Source organism: Nocardia puris (assembly GCF_036051655.1).
Lineage (GTDB): Bacteria > Actinomycetota > Actinomycetes > Mycobacteriales > Mycobacteriaceae > Nocardia > Nocardia puris.
Genome location: NZ_CP107943.1, coordinates 2,760,304 through 2,779,474 on the forward strand (window position 1 = coordinate 2,760,304; position 19,171 = coordinate 2,779,474).

General features: G+C 70.7%; 19 protein-coding genes. 7 read left to right on the forward strand and 12 right to left on the reverse strand.

Annotation, left to right across the window (positions count from 1 at the left end):
* Window positions 1-46: 46 nt before the first annotated feature.
* On the reverse strand, window positions 47-703 hold the full coding sequence (locus tag OHB21_RS12215; RefSeq protein ID WP_195142368.1) for a TetR/AcrR family transcriptional regulator: 657 nt from the start codon (window positions 701-703) through the stop codon (window positions 47-49).
* 79 nt (window positions 704-782) lie between these two features.
* On the opposite strand from OHB21_RS12215, the gene OHB21_RS12220 reads away from it, so the two are divergent.
* A complete protein-coding gene (locus tag OHB21_RS12220) occupies window positions 783-1,793 on the forward strand; it encodes an NAD(P)-dependent alcohol dehydrogenase (RefSeq protein WP_228815566.1) in 1,011 nt (336 codons plus the stop codon).
* A gap of 43 nt (window positions 1,794-1,836) precedes the next feature.
* Here OHB21_RS12220 and OHB21_RS12225 read toward each other — a convergent pair whose 3' ends face one another.
* The gene (locus OHB21_RS12225; RefSeq protein WP_195124682.1) at window positions 1,837-2,787 is read right to left on the reverse strand and encodes a helix-turn-helix transcriptional regulator; all 951 of its coding nucleotides are present in this window, start codon (window positions 2,785-2,787) and stop codon (window positions 1,837-1,839) included.
* A gap of 62 nt (window positions 2,788-2,849) precedes the next feature.
* Between OHB21_RS12225 and OHB21_RS12230 the strand changes: the two genes are divergently transcribed.
* Both OHB21_RS12230 and OHB21_RS12235 read left to right on the forward strand, forming a co-directional pair.
* Entirely contained in the window at window positions 2,850-4,007 is a 1,158-nt protein-coding gene (locus OHB21_RS12230; RefSeq protein WP_195124683.1) for an epoxide hydrolase family protein, read from the forward strand.
* Window positions 4,008-4,104: 97 nt separating this feature from the next.
* Window positions 4,105-4,257, forward strand: a complete 153-nt coding sequence (locus OHB21_RS12235) for a hypothetical protein (protein WP_170160823.1) — start codon at window positions 4,105-4,107, stop codon at window positions 4,255-4,257.
* Between the two features lie 25 nt (window positions 4,258-4,282).
* Here the strand turns inward: OHB21_RS12235 and OHB21_RS12240 are convergent, their stop codons facing one another.
* From OHB21_RS12240 to OHB21_RS12265, 6 genes are all read right to left on the reverse strand, one after another.
* Window positions 4,283-5,371, reverse strand: a complete 1,089-nt coding sequence (locus tag OHB21_RS12240; protein WP_195124684.1) for an alkene reductase — start codon at window positions 5,369-5,371, stop codon at window positions 4,283-4,285.
* Between the two features lie 32 nt (window positions 5,372-5,403).
* Window positions 5,404-5,802 (reverse strand): RidA family protein, encoded by a 399-nt coding sequence (locus tag OHB21_RS12245; protein WP_195124685.1) that lies wholly within the window; start codon window positions 5,800-5,802, stop codon window positions 5,404-5,406.
* Between the two features lie 136 nt (window positions 5,803-5,938).
* Window positions 5,939-7,939, reverse strand: coding sequence for a 5-oxoprolinase/urea amidolyase family protein (locus OHB21_RS12250; RefSeq protein WP_084538090.1), 2,001 nt, complete (start codon window positions 7,937-7,939; stop codon window positions 5,939-5,941).
* A complete protein-coding gene (locus OHB21_RS12255) occupies window positions 7,936-8,556 on the reverse strand; it encodes an urea amidolyase associated protein UAAP2 (protein WP_067513332.1) in 621 nt (206 codons plus the stop codon). The genes OHB21_RS12250 and OHB21_RS12255 overlap by 4 nt, the downstream gene beginning before the upstream one ends.
* Window positions 8,553-9,308, reverse strand: a complete 756-nt coding sequence (locus OHB21_RS12260) for a DUF1989 domain-containing protein (protein WP_067513334.1) — start codon at window positions 9,306-9,308, stop codon at window positions 8,553-8,555. The genes OHB21_RS12255 and OHB21_RS12260 overlap by 4 nt, the downstream gene beginning before the upstream one ends.
* Before the next feature lie 70 nt (window positions 9,309-9,378).
* Window positions 9,379-10,902, reverse strand: coding sequence for an amino acid permease (locus OHB21_RS12265; RefSeq protein ID WP_067513336.1), 1,524 nt, complete (start codon window positions 10,900-10,902; stop codon window positions 9,379-9,381).
* Window positions 10,903-11,112: 210 nt separating this feature from the next.
* Here OHB21_RS12265 and OHB21_RS12270 point away from each other — a divergent pair, with 210 nt between their 5' ends.
* The gene (locus tag OHB21_RS12270) at window positions 11,113-11,778 is read left to right on the forward strand and encodes a TetR/AcrR family transcriptional regulator (protein WP_067513381.1); all 666 of its coding nucleotides are present in this window, start codon (window positions 11,113-11,115) and stop codon (window positions 11,776-11,778) included.
* A 130-nt stretch (window positions 11,779-11,908) separates the two neighbouring features.
* Here the strand turns inward: OHB21_RS12270 and OHB21_RS12275 are convergent, their stop codons facing one another.
* The 4 genes from OHB21_RS12275 to OHB21_RS12290 form a co-directional block, all read right to left on the reverse strand.
* Window positions 11,909-13,357 carry a TerD family protein gene (locus OHB21_RS12275; protein WP_170160824.1) on the reverse strand — a complete coding sequence of 483 codons (1,449 nt, stop codon included), beginning with the start codon at window positions 13,355-13,357 and terminating at the stop codon, window positions 11,909-11,911.
* Between the two features lie 53 nt (window positions 13,358-13,410).
* On the reverse strand, window positions 13,411-13,941 hold the full coding sequence (locus OHB21_RS12280; protein ID WP_067513383.1) for a hypothetical protein: 531 nt from the start codon (window positions 13,939-13,941) through the stop codon (window positions 13,411-13,413).
* A gap of 75 nt (window positions 13,942-14,016) precedes the next feature.
* Entirely contained in the window at window positions 14,017-14,817 is an 801-nt protein-coding gene (locus OHB21_RS12285; protein ID WP_067513338.1) for a family 1 encapsulin nanocompartment shell protein, read from the reverse strand.
* Window positions 14,814-15,824 (reverse strand): Dyp-type peroxidase, encoded by a 1,011-nt coding sequence (locus tag OHB21_RS12290; protein ID WP_067513340.1) that lies wholly within the window; start codon window positions 15,822-15,824, stop codon window positions 14,814-14,816. The genes OHB21_RS12285 and OHB21_RS12290 overlap by 4 nt, the downstream gene beginning before the upstream one ends.
* 156 nt (window positions 15,825-15,980) lie before the next feature.
* Here OHB21_RS12290 and OHB21_RS12295 point away from each other — a divergent pair, with 156 nt between their 5' ends.
* Genes OHB21_RS12295 through OHB21_RS12305 form a run of 3 tightly spaced genes read left to right on the forward strand, consistent with a single transcriptional unit; the run spans window position 15,981 to window position 19,169 of the window.
* A complete protein-coding gene (locus OHB21_RS12295; protein ID WP_067513384.1) occupies window positions 15,981-16,226 on the forward strand; it encodes a DUF2630 family protein in 246 nt (81 codons plus the stop codon).
* A complete protein-coding gene (locus OHB21_RS12300; protein WP_067513342.1) occupies window positions 16,223-17,644 on the forward strand; it encodes a dihydrolipoyl dehydrogenase family protein in 1,422 nt (473 codons plus the stop codon). The genes OHB21_RS12295 and OHB21_RS12300 overlap by 4 nt, the downstream gene beginning before the upstream one ends.
* Window positions 17,645-17,657: 13 nt before the next feature.
* The gene (locus OHB21_RS12305; RefSeq protein WP_067513344.1) at window positions 17,658-19,169 is read left to right on the forward strand and encodes a carboxylesterase/lipase family protein; all 1,512 of its coding nucleotides are present in this window, start codon (window positions 17,658-17,660) and stop codon (window positions 19,167-19,169) included.
* Window positions 19,170-19,171: the final 2 nt, after the last annotated feature.

Genomic DNA, 19,171 nt, shown 5'->3' on the forward strand with positions numbered 1-19,171 from the left:
CCTCATCGGCCCGCGGGACGTGGCTACCCGGAGACGGCGGGGACCTTCACTTCCCTTCGGTGAGGAGGCGGTCCAGGCCGTCGAGGAGGAGGTTCAGTCCGAAGTCGAAGTCGGCGGGGCCGGGGTGGGTGCCGTCGATGACCAGGCGGGAGAGGGCGTTCATATGGGGGTGGGTGGATTCGGGGATGAGGGGGAGGAATTGTGCCGCGGCCGTGGCGTATTCGTCGGGTCGCAGGGGGAAGGTGTTCTCCTGCAAGGTGAATCCGTAGATGTGGCTGTCCATGGCGTTCCACGCGCGGTCGGCCTGGATGTAGGTGAAGCCCGCCGCGTGCAGGCAGCCGAGGGTGGCGTCGATGTAGCGCAGCATCGCCGGGCCCACGATCACGCGGGAGCTGATCAGTCCGCTCGCCCACGGGTGGGCGCGCAGCGCGGCGCGCGCCGAATGGGCGCGGGCCCGCATGGCCGCCTTCCAGTCGCCGCCGATCTCCGGCACCGCGATCTCGGCGACCACCAGATCGGCGAGCCCGTCGAGCAAGTCGTCCTTGCCGGCGACGTGGTTGTACAGCGACATGGCCTCCACACCCAGCTCCTGGGCGAGTTTGCGCATGGACAGCGCCGCGAGCCCGTGCTCGTCGGCGTAGCGCAGGGCGGCGCGCAGCACCCGCTCGCGGGACAGCGGCGCACGCTCGGCGGACTTGGGCATCCCGGCCTCCCTTGACGTACTTACACCGTAAGCGTAGCATTCGCCACAATGAACTTACGATGTAAGTAGAGGTGGAGTCATGACGGAGTTGTCCAAGGTGCGGGCCGGAACCCCCACCATGACGGCGGTGATCGCGCCGCGCTACGGCGACAGCGCGGTGCTGCGCGTCGAGCGGGTCGAGCGCCCCGCGCCCACCGCGCGGGAGGTGCTGGTCCGGGTGCGCGCCGCCGCGGTCTGCAAGGGGGATGTGCACTTGCTCGCGGGCAAGCCGTACGTCCTGCGCCTCGGTTTCGGGCTCCGCAAGCCCAGGCACCGCGTGATCGGGCACGACTTCGCGGGGGAGGTGGTAGCGGCCGGGGCGGAGGTCACCGACGTGCGCATGGGCGAATCCGTCTACGGCGCAGCTATTTCCGGCTCGTTCGCGGAGTACGTCGCGGTGCGGGCCGACCGTCTCGCGCCCGCACCCGCCGGCCTGCGCTTCGAGGAGTCCGCCGCTCTGCCGGACTCGGCGTTGACCGCGCTACAGGGCCTGCGCGACGTCGGCGGCCTGCGCGCGGGGCAGTCCGTCCTGATCAACGGCGCGTCGGGCGGTGTCGGCAGTGCGGCGGTGCAGATCGCCAAGGCGCTCGGCGCGCACGTCACCGCCGTGTGCAGCACCCGGCACATCGACCGCGTGCGCGCACTCGGCGCGGACATCGTGATCGATTACACCACAGAGGATTTCACCGCTCGGTCCGATCGCTATGACGTGGGGTTCGACCTGGCGGGCAACCACACCCTCGCGCAGTGGCGGCGTATTCTCACCGACGGCGGCACCTTCGTGTCCTCGGGGGCCGGATTCGGCGGCGACTGGTTCGGCCCGATCCCGGGGATCGGAAAAGCCCTGGCCATCAACCTTTTCGCGAAACAGAACCTGCGCGCCCTGTTCATGAGCCCGACGCGCCCGGATCTCGAGTACCTGGCCGACCTGGTCGCGCAGGGGAAGCTGCGCCCGGTGATCGAAAGCGAGCGCCCCTTGGCCGAAGCCGCCGGTGCCGTGGCGCATGTCGCCGAGGGGCACGCGGCCGGGAAGTCTGTGCTCACGATCTGACCCGGGTTCCACCGCCAACGGTTGTCCGCGCCGCCGTGCCCGCTCACTCCACCGCCTCGGCGAACCGCCCCGCGAGCGTGCGCACCCGCTCCACGAGTTCGGGTGGCTCGTGCACCGTGAACGGGAAGTCGAAAAGCGCTACGTACACGGCGATCTCGTCGAGGGAGTTGGATCCGGTGTGCAGCAGGCAGGTTTCGGCGTCGATCGGCTCGATCATCCCGACGCTGGGCGCGATGCGATCGGCCGCCACCTCGGCGGAGGTGTACAGCGTGATCCGGGCGGCGTACCGGTACGCCGAGGTGGTGGTGCCGCGTGAGATGTATTCGGGCAGCGCCTCTTCCGGCGGCTCCTTCGGTGTGAAGCGCGGACCCGTGGGGATGCGCGGGCGCAGGCGGTCCACGCGGAAGGTGCGCCAGTCCTCGCGATCGACGTCCCAGGCGACGAGGTACCAGCGCCGGCCGGTGTGCGCCATGCGATACGGCTCGACCGTGCGCACCGATTCGCCCCCGCTGTGCGTGCTGTAGTCGAAGCGCAGCCGATGGTTGTCGCGGATCGCCCCGGCGACGGCGGTGAGCACGTCGGCGTCCACGGTGTTCGCCCCGGCGGGCACCGTCACGGTGGCCGCGCTCAATGTCTGCACCCGGTGCCGCAGGCGTGACGGTAGTACCTGCTCCAGCTTGGTCAGCGCCCGCAGCGAACTGTCCTCGATACCGGCGACCGTCCCGCCCGCGGCCGTGCGCAGCCCGATCACCACCGCCACCGCCTCCTCGTCGTCGAGCAGCAGCGGCGGCAGTTTCGCGCCCGCGCCCAGCCGGTACCCGGCCACCCCGGCGGTCGCCTCCACCGGGTAGCCGAGGGTGCGCAGCTTGTCGATATCGCGGCGGACGGTGCGGACGTCCACGTCGAGCCGGTCGGCGAGTTCGGTGCCGGTCCAGTCGCGCGGAGTCTGCAACAGGGAGAGCAGACGCAGCAGTCGTGCGGAGGTTTCCAACATTTTTTCAGTCTTCCGGCAGCCTAGGGCGGAACCTGTCCTAGCTTGACAATATCGTAGTTCTCATGAGCTTCCAGATCACCGAATTCCGAGTCGAGATCCCCCAGTCGCAGATCGACGACCTGCACCGCCGCCTCGAGAACACCCGCTTCCCGGCACCGCTGCCCGGTGACGACTGGACCACCGGCGTCCCCACCGCCTGGCTGCGCGACCTGGTGGAGTACTGGCGCACCGGCTACGACTGGCGCGCGGCGGAGCGCGAGCTCAACAGCTACCCGCAGTTCGTCACCGAGATCGACGGGCAGAACATCCACTTCCTGCACGTGCGCTCCCCGGAGCCCGGCGCGCTCCCGCTGCTGCTCACCCACGGCTGGCCCGGTTCCATCGTCGAATTCCTCGACATGATCGGCCCGCTCACCGATCCGCGGGCGCACGGCGGGGACCCGGCGGACGCGTTCCACGTGGTGATTCCCTCGCTGCCCGGCTTCGGGTTCTCCGGTCCGGTCACCGAGGCGGGCTGGAACGTCGAGCGCATCGCGCGGGCGTGGGCGGAGCTCATGGCGCGGCTCGGCTACGAGAAGTACGGCGTGCAGGGCGGTGACATCGGCGCGGCGGTGAGCCCCGAGGTGGCGCGCGTGGCGCCCGAGCGGGTGACGGGCGTGCACACCAACGGCGGCGTGGGCGGATTCCCGGAACTGCCGCTCTCCGAGGAGGATCTGGCGAGCCTCAGCGAGATCGAACGCGACCGCATCGCGCGGGTCGAGGCGTTCATGCAGGAGGAGTTCGGCTACATCGCGATCCAGTCCACGCGTCCGCAGGCGCTGGCCTACGGGCTGGTCGATTCCCCGGTGGGGCAGCTGGCGTGGATCATGGATAAGTTCCGCGAGTGGACCCACCCGCGGAATGTGGAGCCGGACGAGATCATCGACCGCGACCGGCTGCTCACCAACGCGATGCTGTACTGGCTCACCGGAACCGCGGGCTCGGCGGCCTACGTCGGATACGCGCAGGAAGCGGAATGGGGTGTGGAGAAGGTGAATTCCGGTGTGCCGACCGGCGTCATCGTCTTCGCGCACGACGTGGCGATCCGCCGCTTCGACGAGCAGGACAACACGATCGTGCGCTGGACCGACGTGAACGATCGCGGCGGGCACTTCGCGGCGCTGGAGGAGCCCGAACTCCTCACCACCGACGTGCGCGAGTTCTTCCGCGACCTGCGCTGAATCGCAACCCCTTTCGTGAGCCTGTTCCGGTGTGTCGCCGCCGGAACAGGCTCACACTCGTGGGTGGGGAGCACACGGCGGGCAGGGAGTGAGCGCGATGAGCGAGCCGTTGCGGATGACGCAGGAGCACCGGGAACTGTTCTGGCGGCGTTGCGGGTGGCGCCCGGAACTGCCGGAGGCGCAACGCCGCCGCATCGAACAGCGGTGGGACGACGAATCCATCGACCTGGCCGAGCATTTCGGCTGGTGACGGTCCAGCCGAACGTGCCCCGGCCTCAAACCCGTTCGGCCGTCAGCGCGGGATAGTCCGTGTACCCCTCCGCGCCGCCGCCGTAGATCAGCTCGCGCGCGTAGTCGTTGAGCGGAGCTCCGGAGGCGAACCGGGCGGGCAGGTCGGGGTTGCCGAGGAAGAGTCGCCCGAACGAGAACACGTCGGCCAGACCGGAACTCAGCACTTTCTCACCCGCGTCGCGCGTGGTGGGGGACGGGCCGTTGAAGTTCGCGATGAGAGTGCCCGACCAGCGGGGTCGCAGGTCGGCGAGGGCGGCGTACTCACCGCGCTCGATCACGTGGAGGTAGGCGAGGCCGAGCGGGTCGAGGGCGTCCACCAGCGCCCGGTAGGTGCCCTGCGGATCCTGTTCCGCGATCTCGTTTTCCGGGTTGTCCGGGGAGACGCGCAGGCCGACGCGTTCGGCGCCCACCGCCGCCGCGACGGCGGTGACGATATCGACGGCCAGCCGGAGCCTGCCGTTGCGCGAACCGCCGTAGCGGTCGGTCCGCCGGTTCGTGTTCTCCGCGAGGAACTGCTGGATCAGATAGCCGTTCGCGCCGTGGACCTCGACGCCGTCGAACCCGGCCGCGATCGCGTTGCGCGCCTCGGCGGCGAAATGCTCGATGGTGGCGTCGGCCTCGGAGGTCGTCATCGCGCGTGGCGTGACGTGCTCCACCAGCCCCTGATCGGTGAAGATCCGTGAGCCGGTGATCCGGACGGGGGAGGGCGCCAGCGGCGTCGCGCCGCCGGGCAGCACCAGCGGGTGGGTCATCCGGCCGACATGCCACAGCTGGGCGAAAATGCGCCCGCCGGCCGCGTGCACCGCGTCGGTGACCTCGCGCCAGCCCGCCACCTGCGCGTCGTCCACGAGACCGGGGATACCGGGACCACCCTTGCCGAGGATGTGGGGGTAGATGCCCTCGGTGACGATCAGGCCCGCGCTCGCCCGCTGGGCATAGTAGTCCTTGGTGAGCGGGTGCGGAACGCCGGTGGCGTCATCGGCCCGCCCCCTGGTCATCGGAGCCATCGCGACGCGGTTCGGCAAGTCGAGCGCGCCACGCTGGTAGGGACGCAGCAAAAGGTTGTCGGACAAGGGTTTTCCTCTCAGGAACGCGGGATCGGGAATCAGCGGGCGAGTGCGGTGACTTCGACTTCGATCTGCCAGTCGGGCTGGGCGAGGGCGGCCACCTGGAGCAGGGTGTCGGCGGGGTAGGGCTCGCGGAGGAACTCGCCGCGGAGCTGGATGACCTTGTCGAGGTTGGCGGCCATATCGGTGACGAAGATGCCTACTTTGACCACGTCCTCGAAGCCGGCCCCGGCCTCGGCCAGCACGCGCTCGATATTGGCGAAGGCCTGCCGCCCCTGCGTGAGGAAATCGTCGGAGACGGTGCGGCCGTGCTCGTCGATGCCCGCCTGACCGGACACGTGCAGCAGTCCGTTGGCCCGGATCGCCTGCGAGATCTTGTACGGCGCGTACCAGTCGGGGGTGGTGGCGATCTTCTCGAGGCGCTGGGTGGTCGTCATTGTCCCGCTCTTTCTTGTATGTACTTGCAATCAATGTATGTGCATACAGATACTGACACGGCGGAGAGGCCGGTGTCAACACGGAGGGGTGCGCCCGGCGAGCGAGCCGAGCCGAGCGCCCCCGGCCGGTATCGGCTCAGCCGAGTTCGCCTGCCAAACGCCATGATTCGCGCTCGGCGCCGAATGCCTCGGACTGCGCAGCGCGGAACTCGGCGATGGCGGTGGCGTTCTCGTCCAGGAACGCCCGGTAGTCGGCGAGGCGGAACTCACCGTCCTCGGCGCGGACGTCCACCTTGCCCGCCGCGAAATCGGCGCGCAGGTCGAGCAATTCCTCCGCGCTCACCGGGTACCAGCTGATGCGGTCGAAATAGCGCAGCAGCCACGGTGTTTCGGTGGCGCGGTGGTTCCACACCTGGGTGGTGCGGCCGACGAACTGGTAGCCGCCCGGACCTTCCATCCCGTAGATGCACAGGTACGCGCCGCCGATGCCGACGGCGTTCTCGGGCGTCCAGGTGCGCGCCGGGTTGTACTTCGTGGTGACGAGCCGGTGGCGCGGATCGATCGGGGTGGCGACGGGCGCGCCGAGGTAGACATCGCCCAGGCCGAGCACCAGGTACTGCGCGCCGAACACGGTGTCGTACACCTCCTCCACGCTCGCCAATCCGTTGACGCGGCGGATGAATTCGATGTTCCACGGGCACCAGGGCGCGTCGGCCCGCACCCCGTGCATGTACCGGGTGATGGCCTCCCTGGTGGACGGGTCGTCCCAGGAGAGCGGCAGGTGCACGGTGCGGCTCGGCACGACCAGGCGGTCGGCGCCGGGCAGTTCGCCCTCGGCTTCGGCGAGGAGCGCGAGCAGGCGGGGCACGGGGAGCACGTGCGGGTCGACCCGGATCTGCAACGAGCGCACACCCGGCGTCAGCTCCACGACGCCGCGCGGGGCGGCGGCCAGCAGATGCTGATGCAGGGCGTGCACGCGGGCGCGCAGGCCCAGATCCAGGGTCATCGTGCCGTATTCGACCAGGATGCCGTCGTCGCCCTGGCGGCGATAGGTCACGCCGACTTCGTCGTCCACGTCCGCCCGGCGCAGGACGCCGTCGTCACCGTCGCCGCCGGGGGACAGCACGGTGGACCACGCCGCGCGCCGGCCCGAGCCGAGTTCCCTGGGGGAGGCGGCGTGTTCGCGGCGCACCGGCACGAACCGCACGGCGTCGCCCGGCGCGAGCTGGCCGAGTTTCCACCGGTCGGCGGAGACCACGGTGACCGGGCAGACGAATCCGCCCAGACTCGGCCCGTCGGGGCCGAGCAGGATCGGGGTGTCGCCGGTGAAATCCAGCGCGCCAACGGAATACGGGGTGTCGTGGATGTTCGACGGGTGCAGCCCCGCTTCGCCGCCGTCGGTGCGCGCCCACTCGGGTTTCGGCCCGATCAACCGCACGCCCGTGCGGTCGGAGTTGAAATGCACCTCGTAGTCGGTGCCGACGATGGTGTCGAAGTCCTTGCGGGTGAAGAACTCCGGCGCGCCGTGCGGACCTTCGGTGACCGCCACCTCCCAGCGCCGGGCCAGCACGGGTTGATCGCCCATCGGCACGGCGGCCGCGATAGGTGTGCGAGCCAAGCCCAGAGGTAGCTCCATCCCGGCACGCAACGGTCCGCCGTCGACGCCGCCGAAGCGGCCGAGCGTGAAAGTGGCGGCGCTGCCCAAGTATTCAGGGAGAGTGAAGCCGCCCGAGACGAGAACGTAAGTGCGCATGCCGGGCCCGCGGATCGCGCCGACCTCGAGCAGGCCGCCCGCTGGAACGCGCACGGTCCGCCACTGTTCGACGGGCTGGCCGTCCACGGTGACCGGCGCGGGCGCACCCGTCACGCAGACCCAGGTCTCGGTGGTGAACCGCAGCGCCGGTCCGGCCAGCGTGCACTCCAATCCCGGTGCGCCCTCGTCGTTTCCGAGGACGCGGTTGCCGAGCCGGAACGACAGATCGTCCATCGGGCCCGACGGCGGCACCCCCACGTGCCAGTACCCGACCCGCCCCGGCCAGTCCTGCACCGTGACGAGCGTGCCCGGCCGGACAACCTCGGCGCACGCGACGACCGGCGCGAGTTCTGGTGCGGCGACGTATTCCTCGACCGTGGTCATCGCGTGACCACCATGCGCACGGGCGTCGGATCGAAACCGTTGCAGGGGTTATTGATCTGCGGGCAGTTCGACACCAGTACGAGCGTGTCGATCTCGGCGCGCAGCGTCACCGTCTTGCCCGGCGCGGAGAGTCCGTCCACGATGCCGAGCGTGCCGTCGCGCTCCACGGGAACGTTCATGAACCAGTTGATATTCGACACCAGATCCCGTTTGCCCAGCCCCCATTTCCGGGCCTCGGTGAGGAAGTTCTCCACGCAGGCGTGCTGGTGGCGGGTGTGGTGGCCGTAGCGCAGGGTGTTCGACTCCTGCGAGCACGCGCCGGCGATCGTGTCGTGGTTGCCGACCTCGTCGGCGACGACCGTCATCAGCGGCGCGCCGGAATCGGTGCGCAGCACGCTGCCGGTGGTCAGGAAGATGTTGCGCTGCGCGACGATCGTGGCCTGCGCGCTGTAGCGCTGGGTGTGGTCGGCGGCGGAGTAGAGCAGGCAGTCCACGGCTTGGTTGCCGTGCAGATCGATGATCGTGAGCTGCTCGCCCGCCCGCACGATCGCCGACCACGGCGCGCGGGCGGGGACGGTCTCGTCGAGCACGGTGGTGAGGGTCGATGCCGAGGTCATGCCGTCGCCTCCACGGTCAGGGCGGTCCAGGCCGCCTCGGTGTTCTCCACGGCCCGTAGGTATTCCGGGTCGGCGCCGGGGCTGGTCGTCAGGTCGGCGGGCGCCGCCCAGGCGACCACGTCCAGGTCGGTGGTGGGGCGCTCGTCCAGCGGATGCGGGGCGTTGGCCACCAGCAGGATCGCGGGCAGGTGCAGCAGCAGGTCGATCGACGCGCTCGCCTCGGCGCTGCCCGTGGCGGTGAGCGCGCCGTCGGATTCCACGCGGACGCCGCGGAAGAACGACACCGTCGGTGCGATGTCACGCGGCGCCAGCCCCTGTTTCGCGCCGGCCGAATGCAGGAGGTCGCGCGCCACGGCGGAGGGGCCGCACAGCGTGTCGTGCCGGCCGGAGGTGTCGGCCACCACCGTGGCGAGCACGCGTCCCTGATCGGTGAGCAACGGGTGGCCCGGCGAAAGGTAAGCCTGCCAAGGAACTTTCACCGTGTCTGCGACATTCAGCCGCTCCCACGGCGCGTCGGCGCGCAGCAGCAGCACGTGCGCGCAGGCCGCCGCGGCGGGATCGGCGAACCGCACCCGCGTGCCGCGCCCGAGGACGACGTTGGCGTAGCCGGCCGGCGGAATCCGCTGGGACCACGTGATTCTCGCCGGATCGACGCCCGAGGGCAGATCGGGTGTCGCGAGGAGCGCGGCGGCGGCCTGAGCCCTGGCATGCTCCCGGGCGCCCCCGGTCGACGCGGTGCTGGTTTCAGTCATCGGTTCCCTTTCGAGAGGGGCCGTGCGCGGCGGCGGTGACCACCGCGCACGGCCGCGTGGAACGGATCGGTCAGACGGTGGCGGGAGCGGTGTCCGCGGCGGGACGCGACACCACGAACCAGCGCACGAGCGCGCCGATCGACACCACGGTGAGCACGAAAAGCGGTGCGGCCCAGAGCACCCACCCGCCGCCGCCGTCGGGCGCGTACACCTCGGGGCGCGGCCAGGCCAGGTTGATCACCATCGCGATGCCCCACACCACGGCGACGGCGTTCACCGGGATGCCGAAGCGGCCGAGTGCGAACAGCGACGGATCGGTCACGTCGTCGCCGCGGCCCCAGCCCTTCAGGCGCTGCCGCAGCAGCGGGACCGTCACCAGCAGGTACGCCAGGTACAGCGAGACGATGCACACGCTGGCCAGGGTGGCGAAGATGGCGGCGTTGCCCAGGTTCACCACGAGCAGCACGATGCCGAGCGCGCCGATCACGATCGCGGGCAGCACGGGGGTGCCGAAGCGCGGATGCACGGCGGCCAGTTGCCGCGCGAACGGCAGCTTGCCGTCGCGGGCCATCGAGAACAGCAGGCGCGAGCCGGCGGTCTGGATGGCCAGCGTGCAGACGAACACCGCCACCGCGACGCAGCCGAGCAGCACCGTGCCCGCCGGGCTGTTCAGCTTCGCGGTGATCACGTAGGCCAGGCCGTCGGTGGCCAGCGCGCCGTCGGACAGGCTCGGCGCGGCCATGAGCGCGCCCAGCATCATCAGGCCGCCGCCCAGCGCGGAGACCGACAGCGCCGACAGGATGGTGCGCGGCGCGACCCGGCGCGGGTTCTTCGTCTCCTCGGAAAGCTCACCGGCGGAATCGAATCCGACCATCACGTAGGCCGCCATCAGGCCCGAGACCAGGAACGCCGCCCAGTACGGGCCGGGCACGGCGTGCTCGGTGCTGAGCACCACGTCGGGGCCGCGCTCGGCGTCGACGAAGAACAGGCCGATGACGGCGGCCACGCCCACGATCTCGATGGTGACGCCGATGGAGTTGATCCGCGCCATCAGGTCGATGCCGATGACATTGATCGTGGTGGTGATCACCAGCAGGATGCTGCCCAGCAGCACCGCGTTGGTCGCGCCCGACGGCGAGGTGAGCGCGGTGTCCTCGCCGATGAGCTGGAAACCGCTCCAGATCGAGGGCAGCACCACTTGCAGCGCGATGGCGGCCGCGGCGGCGGTGACGATCTGGGCGATGATCATCATCCAGCCCGCGAACCAGCCGACGATCTCGCCGCCGAGGCGGCGCGACCACTGGTAGATGCAGCCCGAGATCGGGTAGCGCGCGGCGAGCTCGGCGAAGTTCAGCGCCACCAGAAACTGGCCGGCGAACACGATCGGCCAGGTCCAGAAGAACGCGGCGCCGCCGAACGAATAGCCGAAGCCGAAGAACTGGAAGATGGTGGTGAGGATGGAGACGAACGAGAAACCCGCCGCGAACGAGGCGTAGCGGCCCAGTTTGCGGTGCAGGACGGGTCGGTAGCCGAAGCGGGCCAGATCGGCGCTGTCGGTCTCGGCGGTGGGTGGTGATGCGACTGTCGTGGCCATGATGATCCTTCGGCGTGCGGCCAAATACCTATCGCATGACAGTTTTGCCGCCGCGATCGCGATTCCGGTGTCGCCCGTGTATCGCTTCCGGGAACGTGGGTAACTTCTGCGTTGCCCAGGTTTCTGTCGAGTGACAGAAACCTCTCCGCGCGGTGGCGGTGTCCGGCCGGGCGAGCCGCGGGCGACTTGGGCGATGCCAGAATGGATGATGTGGCAAACCCCGGTCCCGGTCGTCCCCGGCTAGAGCAGCAGCGACCCCGGCGCGGTCGCACACCGCGCGACGAGATCCTCGACGCGGCGGGCGAACTGTTCACCACCAAGGGGTACGCCAACACCTCCACGCGGGCGGTCGCCGACGCGGTCGGCATCCGGCAGGCCTCGCTCTACCATCATTTCGCCGCCAAGGACGACATCCTCGACGCCCTGCTGGCCGAAACCGTCGCCAGCCCTCTGGAACTCGCGCACACACTGCGCTCTGCGCCGGAACCCGCCCCCGTTCGCCTCTACGCCCTGGCCCGGTTCGACGTGCGCCAGCTCTGCGCCGCCCGCTGGAATCTGGGCGCGCTGTACCTGCTGCCCGAGCTGCGTACCGAACGGTTCGCCACCTTCCGCCTGCGCCGCGACGAATTGCGCGTCCACTACGAGACTTTCGCCGCCGCGGTACTGGAAGGCGCCGGGCACGACGCGATCCCGGGCGCGGAAGTGCTGCCGTTCCGCCTGGTGGAAACGGTCATCAACATTCGCTCCGACGAGGGCACGGCCCCCGCGTACGCCGAACGCACCATCCCCGACGCCGCCCTGCGCCTCCTCGGCTGGTCCGGCGACCTGAGCGACACCCGCACCGCCGCCGACGCCCTGCTGGCCCGCTCGCACTGACTCGGAGCGTCGAGCCCCACGCGCTCGCCGACTATTTCGCCCCGCATCCACGGCAGGTCGCGGCGGGCGCGCGACGGTGCGGACACCGCCGCGCGCACCCGGGTCGCGGACCGGGCTCTGGAGCCGTAGCTCAGTCCTTGCCGCGCCCAGCCTTGAAACCGAAGTCCCAGTTGTAGATTCGCGCGATCTCCATGACACCGGCGCCCGGGCGGCCCGCGGGCGGGCGGATGAAGGTGCCTTCGCGGCGGACCACCATTTCGCCGTTGATGTTTTCGATGTGGGCGAGCACGGCGTCGCGGGAGTCGTCCTGGCAGCCGTCGAGGGTCATCTCGATCGGCGGGCTGCCCACCGGGTACAGGGTGACGGTGGCGTGCACGCCGCGGAAGTCGTTGGCACCCTCGTAGATCGAGGTGAAGACCAAGATGCGGCGCAGCTGGCCGGCGAAATCGAGGTTGATGTCGATGTTCTCGCCGGTGGTGCTGGCGCCGGTGCGGTCGTCCTGATCCAGGCGGATGTAGGGCGGCTGGTTCAGCGCGCCGAAGGAGCGGTCCAGCGCGCGCACCGAGCCGATGCGGCCGTCGGCCAGCTCGAAGAAGCAGCACAGGTCCAGGTCGAGGCCGCTGCGGCGCCGGCCGAACAGGCCGCCGCCCTTGGTGGCGCCGCCGGTCCAGTTCAGGTTGACGCGCATGGTGCCGCCCGTCGCGCCCGACTTGGTGAGCGAGACCGACGGGGATTCCTTGGTCAGCGAGATCTTGCCGAGGTTCACCGGCGCGCCACCCGCGGCGGGCGGCGGGGGCGCGTACCCCTGCTGCTGCGGCGGCGCGAACTGCTGCTGCGGCGGCGGCGCGAACTGCTGCTGCGGCGGGGGCGGAGGCGGCGCGTACTGCGGTGCGGGCGGCGGCGCGTACCCCTGCTGCGGCGGGGGCGCGTACTGCGGGGGCGGCGGAGGAGCGTAGCCCTGCTGTGGAGGAGGCGGCGGGGCGTACTGCTGCGGCGGCGGAGGCGGCGCGTACTGCGGCTGGGGCGGCGGCGGTGTGTGCTGCTGCGCGGGCGGCGGGGTGGGCGCGTCGTCCACCGAGATGCCGAAATCGGTGGCCAGCCCGGCCAAGCCGGAGTCGTAGCCCTGGCCGACCGCGCGGAACTTCCACGCGCCCTGGCGGCGGTACAGCTCACCGAGGACGAACGCGGTCTCGGTGGTGGCGCCGGTGCTGTCGAAACGGGCCACCTCGGCGCCGTTGCTCGCGTCCAGCACCCGCACGTACAGGCCGTGGAACTGGCCGAAGGTGCCGCCGTCGGTCGACGCCGCGATGACGACGGTCTCGACCTGCGGCTCGACTTGCGCGAGGTTGACCGACAGCACGTCGAGCACCGTGGGACCCTGCTGCTTGCCCTCGTGACGCACCGCGCCCGACGGGTGCGCGGGCTGGTTGTAGAAGACGAAGTCGTTGTCGGAGCGGACTTTGCCGCCGACCAGGAGCAGAGCGGAGGCGTCCGCGTCCGGCACACCCGGACCCGATTGCCACCCCAATTCGATGCGGACCGCGGACATCGGCACCGGTACGTTGGCGCCCTTCATCATCGACACAGCTGCCAACGTATACGACTGCGGCCGTACTCGTCACCCGTGGGCGGTCAGCGGGTGGGCGGCGCGATTTTCCAGTGCTCGCTCAGGGCGGCCGCGATCTCGGGCAGCACGGTCACCGGAACGCGCTTGGCGCGCAACATCTCCCGGATCTGCTGCACCTGATCGCGTTTGCGCAGGTCGTAAGCGCCCGACACGGGGCCGTGCACCGGCGGGATGGCCAGCAGCACCAGCTCGCCGTGAGGTTCGTCGCCGCCGGCCAGATCCAGTGCCAGCGACCAGCGCGATTTCTCGTCCAGGGTGAAGCGCGCGGCCACCACGCGGTCCCAGTCGACCAGCGTCTCCGACCACGGCACGCGCAGGTGGATCGCGTCGTCGGCCAGCACGATCGAATCCCGCGAGAACAGCGCGACCAGCAGCGCGACGCCCACCGCCAGCCCGATCAGCACACCGGTGAACACCCGGTTCACCCCGAATACGGCGACGGTCGCGGCGGTCACCGCGGCGACCGCGCACAGGGCGAGCACGCCGTAGCCGACCGACCGCCCGACCGGGACCGCGCCCGCGCGCACCTTCGCCATCTCCACTCGCTTCCCGCGTACTCCGGGATCACCGTACCCACCCGCGTCGCGGGCGGATACGGGTGCCCGGGGTCGTCAGGCGCGCAGGGCGACCGCGGCCTCGGCGGTGTTCACCTGGAACTGCAAGCTCTGCTGGAAGTACAGCTCGACGGTCTCGGCGCCGTGCGACAGGTAGCCGATGGACAGGTCCTGGCCGATGCTCAGATCGAAATCGCCGCCGCGCGTGGTGACCACGAACGCGCCGTCGATGGCCGGGGCCCAGATGATCTCGCCCTCCGGGATCAGCCGCTCGATATGGGTGCGGATCGGGTGGCCGTGATCGGAGGTCTCGCTGACGGCCGTGTACAGATCGGCGCTCAGCAGCACCGAGTACGGTCCGTCCACACCGGCCAGCCGCAGCGCGCTCAGCGCCTGCGCCACCGCCTCCGGCGCGCCCCGCGGGTCCTCGGGCAGCTGGATCACGGCGTTGGACGAGCTCGCCCGGATACCGGTGATGCCCGCGGCCGGGTACCCCTCGAAGATCGCGCGGTCCTCCGCGTACGCCATGCGGCGGGCGGCTTCCTTCACGGCGTCGAGGTCGGCGTCCTGCGCGCCGCGCTCCACATCGTCGAGTTCCTCGCGCAGCAGCGTGAACGGCACCCGCAGTTCCACCAGCGGCGCCACGATCCGCTGACGGGACTCCACGCCGTCACCGGGCGAGTCGATCTTGGTGGTGCGGCCCAGGCCCACGGCGGAGTAGTCGGTGCCGTGCGGACCCGACAGGTCCACCACCCGGCGGCCCGCGATATTGCGCTTGAAGGTGCGGGAGGCCTCTTCCTCGATCGCCGACCAAGCCTCGGCGGTGATCGGCGCGAGTTCGCGATGGAGGTTGTTCACAGCGTGCTCCTTTTCAACGTGCCGATACCGAGTGAACCGTCGCCCACCGTGACCTCGGGAGCGGCGGGCGCCTGCGCCGCGGGCGGCGGCGGAAGCTCGTCGAAGAAGTCCAGCGGCGGGGCGAAGAACAGTGTGCCGGTGACGGCGATGGAGAAGTCGAGAATGCGGTCGTAGGCCGCCTCCTCGGTGCCCTCGAACATGCGCGAGAGCATGGTCTCGGTGACCGACGGGGTCGCCGCGTAGGCGATGTAGTAGGTGCCGAACTCGCCGTCGCGCACACTGCCGAACGGCATGTTGGCGCGCAGGATCTGGCGTTCGGTGCCGTCCGCGTCCACCAGCGTGTTCACGGCGACATGGGAATCGGCGGGCTTGTCCTCGTCGGAGAGTTCGAAATCGTCCAGTTTGGTCCGGCCGATCACCTTCTCCTGTTCCTCGACCGAGAGCGCGCGCCACTCGTCGAGCGGGTGCAGGTACTTCTGCACGATCACGTAACTGCCACCGGCGAATTCGGGATCCTCGTCGCCGACCAGCGCCGCGCTCACCGCCGCGCCGCCTTCCGGATTCTCGGTGCCGTCGACGAATCCGAGCAGATCGCGCTGTTCGAAGTAGCGGAATCCGACCGTCTCGTCCACGAAAGTGGCCGCGCCGGAAAGGCGGTCGCCGATCGCCATCGCGAGTTCGAAGCACGCGTCCTGCACTTCCGAGCGGATGTGGAAGAGCAGATCGCCCGGCGTGGAGGGCGCGCGATGCGTGTCGCCCACGAACTCGGGCAGCACGTGCAGTTCGGCAGGGCGCGGGCCGGCGAACAACCGGTCCCACGCCTGTGACCCGATGGAGGCCACACAGCTGAGCCCCGCCCCCGGAAGCCGGAACCCCACCGAACGCCGCAAACCGGGCAGATCGGCGAGCAGGTCCCGCACCGCCGCCTCGCCCCCCTCGTCGATGGTGGCGACGAGGAAGATCGCGGCGGGCGTGAGCGGTTCGAGGATCGGCTGCGGCTCACCCATGGGGGCGAGTCTATGTGGGACGTCGATCGGGGCGGGTGTTGCCGGGGTCGTCGGCGCGTTCTGGGGTGGTGGGAGGCGAGCCCAGTTCGCGAGGAATGTCCGGTCATCCGCAAATCTTTCGCAATCGGGTGGGAGTTCGGCCGTAGCATGGTCGGCATGACCGAACAGGACATCCTGGGGCGCATCAAGCAACTGGTCGACGACGAGCATTCGCTGCGGGCGAAGGTCACCGCCGGGGAGGTGGACCCGGTGACCGAGCGCAAGCGGCTGGCCGAGCTGGAGGTCATGCTCGATCAGTGCTGGGATCTGCTGCGGCAGCGGCGGGCTCGGATCGACGCGGGCGGCTCACCCGACGACGCGCAGGTCAACTCGCCGCGCCAGGTCGAGGGCTACCTCCAGTGACGGATACCGCCGAGTACGACGTGATCGTTCTCGGCGGTGGGCCCGCCGGGGAGAACGCCGCCGCGTACGCGATCGCGGGCAGCGGGCGCACGGCCGCGATCGTGGAGCGGGAACTGGTCGGCGGGGAATGCTCCTACTGGGCGTGTATGCCCAGTAAGGCGCTGTTGCGTCCCGGGCAGGTGGTCGCGGCGGTGCGCGGACTGCCCGGAGTCTCCGCGGGCGCGGTCGACGTCGCCGAAGTCCTGGCGCGCCGCGACCGGATCGTGCACGACCACGACGACTCCGGCCAGGTCGACTGGGCCGCATCGACCGGGATCGACATCGTGCGCGGCACCGGGCGCCTCGCGGGCGAACGGCTCGTCGAGGTCGGCGACCGCACGCTGCGGGCCCGCCACGCGGTGGTGCTGGCCACCGGGACACGGGCCGCGGTGCCCGACGTGCCGGGCCTGCGCGCGGCACTGCCGTGGATCTCGCGCGACGCCACCAACCTGCACGAAGTGCCCGCGCGCGTGGTGATCGTCGGCGGCGGGGTCGTGGCGTGCGAGGCGGCGACGTGGTTGTCGGCGCTGGGGGCCGCGGTGACCATGCTGGTCCGGGGCAAGGCGTTGCTCGGCGGGGCGGAGGCCTTCGCCGGCGAGCGGGTAGCCGTCGCGCTCGGGGACGCGGGTGTGCGGGTGCTGTTCGGGACGGAACCCGAGCGGGTGTCCCGGATCGCGCCCGCCGACACCGGAGAGGGTCGGATTCACGGCGGGGCGGTGACCGTCGAGACGCGCCACGGGCCGATCGAGGCCGACGAGATCCTGGTGGCGGCCGGCCGCGCGCCCGCGACCGAGGGGCTCGGGTTGTCCACGGTCGGGCTGCCCGACGGATACGTGGAGGTGGACGATCACCTGACCGTCCGCGGCGTCGACGGGGACTGGCTCTACGCCGTGGGAGACGTGAATCACCGTGCGGCGCTGACGCATATGGGCAAGTACCAGGCGCGGGTGTGTGGCGACGTGATCGCCGCGCGCGCCGAGGGGCGGCCGCTCAGCGGGTCGCGATATGTGGCGAGCGCCGACAACGGGCAGGTGCCGCAGGTCGTGTTCACCGCGCCGGAAGTCGCCTGGGTCGGCCGCACCGAGGCGGCCGCGCGGCGCGAGGGGCTCGCCGTGCGCACCGTCGAGCTCGATATCGCCGTGGCCGGTTCGACGCTGCTGTGCGACGACTACGCGGGCCGGGCGAAACTCGTGCTGGACGAGCACGCCGGGACGCTGCTCGGCGCCACGTTCGTGGGGCCCGGCGTCGGCGAACTGCTGCACGCGGCGACCGTCGCGGTGGTCGGGCGGGTGCCCGTGGACGCGCTGTGGCACGCGGTGCCCGCGTACCCGACGGTGAGCGAGATCTGGCTACGCCTGTTGGAAGCGCTGCGTTCCTAGCTACCATCGGGACATGTCGGGCACGGTCGAGGTCACGACCGCGGACGGTGCCGTCCGCGGTGTTCGCGGACGGCGCGTGCTGCGCTGGCGCTCCATCCCCTACGCGGCGCCACCCGTGGGCGACTTGCGTTTTCGCGCACCGCACCCGCCGTGCCCGTGGGACGGGGTGCGTGACGCGACCGAATTCGGTTTCGCCGCCATGCAACACAAGGACGGCCCGCGCCTCGGCGTGCGCCGCTACCAACCCACCGATGAAGACGCGCTGACACTCAATGTCACGGCCCCCGTCGCGGAGTCGCCGTCGCCGCGCCCGGTGATGGTGTTCATCCACGGCGGCGGGTACCTCACCGGGTCGTCGGCCGTGCCGCTGTACTCGGGGGCGCGGCTCGCGGTGCGCGGCGACGTGGTCGTGGTGTCGATGAACTACCGGCTCGGCGCGTTCGGGTACGTGGACTTCGGTGAATTCGGCAGTCCGGAAAGGGCTTTCGAGAGCAACCTCGGGCTGCGCGATCAGATCGCGGCGCTGCGGTGGGTGCGGGCCAATATCGCCGCGTTCGGCGGAGATCCGGGGAACGTCACCGTGTTCGGCGAGTCGGCGGGCGCGAACGCGGTGCTCGCGCTGCTCGCCAGCCCGGCGGCCGAAGGGCTGTTCCATCGCGCGATCGCCCAGAGTCCGCCCGCCGGTTGGGCTTTGACGCCCGAGGAGGCGCGCGCGTTCGCCCGCCGCTGCGTGGACGCGCTGGGCGTCGCGCCGTCGGAGGCCACCGATGCGCTGATCAAGTTGCCCGCCAACGAGATTCGGCGCACCGTGGCGCGGGTGTTCGACGCCGGCGCCGACGAGTGGCCGGGGGTGTTCCCGATCTGTCCGGTGGTGGACGGCGAACTGCTGCCGCTCGCGCCGGTCGACGCCATGGCGGCCGGGGTCGCGCACCCGTTACCGCTCATCATCGGCACCAACCGCGACGAGGGCACCCTGTTCGACGGCGCGGCGGGCAAGTTGCCCACCAACGAGCCGCGGTTGCGCAAGATCCTCGGCGAAGTGAGTGCGGACGCGCGATCCCGGGTGCTGGCCGCCTATCCCGGGTTCCCCGATCCGAAGGTGGCGGTGCGGATGGGCGGTGACTACGTCTTCTGGCGGCCCACCGTCGCCGCGATGGAGGGGCACAGCCGGCACGCGCCCACCTACGCCTACCGCTACGACTTCGCGCCCCGCCTGCTGCACCTCACCGGCTACGGCGCCACCCACGCCAGCGAACTCGTCCCGGTCTTCGGCTACGTCGACGGGCCCATCGGCCGCACCCTCACCGCCCTCGGTGGCGGCGCGGCGCTGCGCGCCGTCTCCCACCAGTTCCAGGACAACTGGCTCTCCTTCGCCCGCACCGGCACCCCCCTCCCCACCTGGCCCGCCTACACCGAGGACTCCCGCACCACGCTCATCATCGACGCCCACACCCACCTCGAATCCGACCCCGACCACCCCCAACGTCTCGCCTGGTCCGGCTTCCGCACCCCCACCCTCACCTGAGG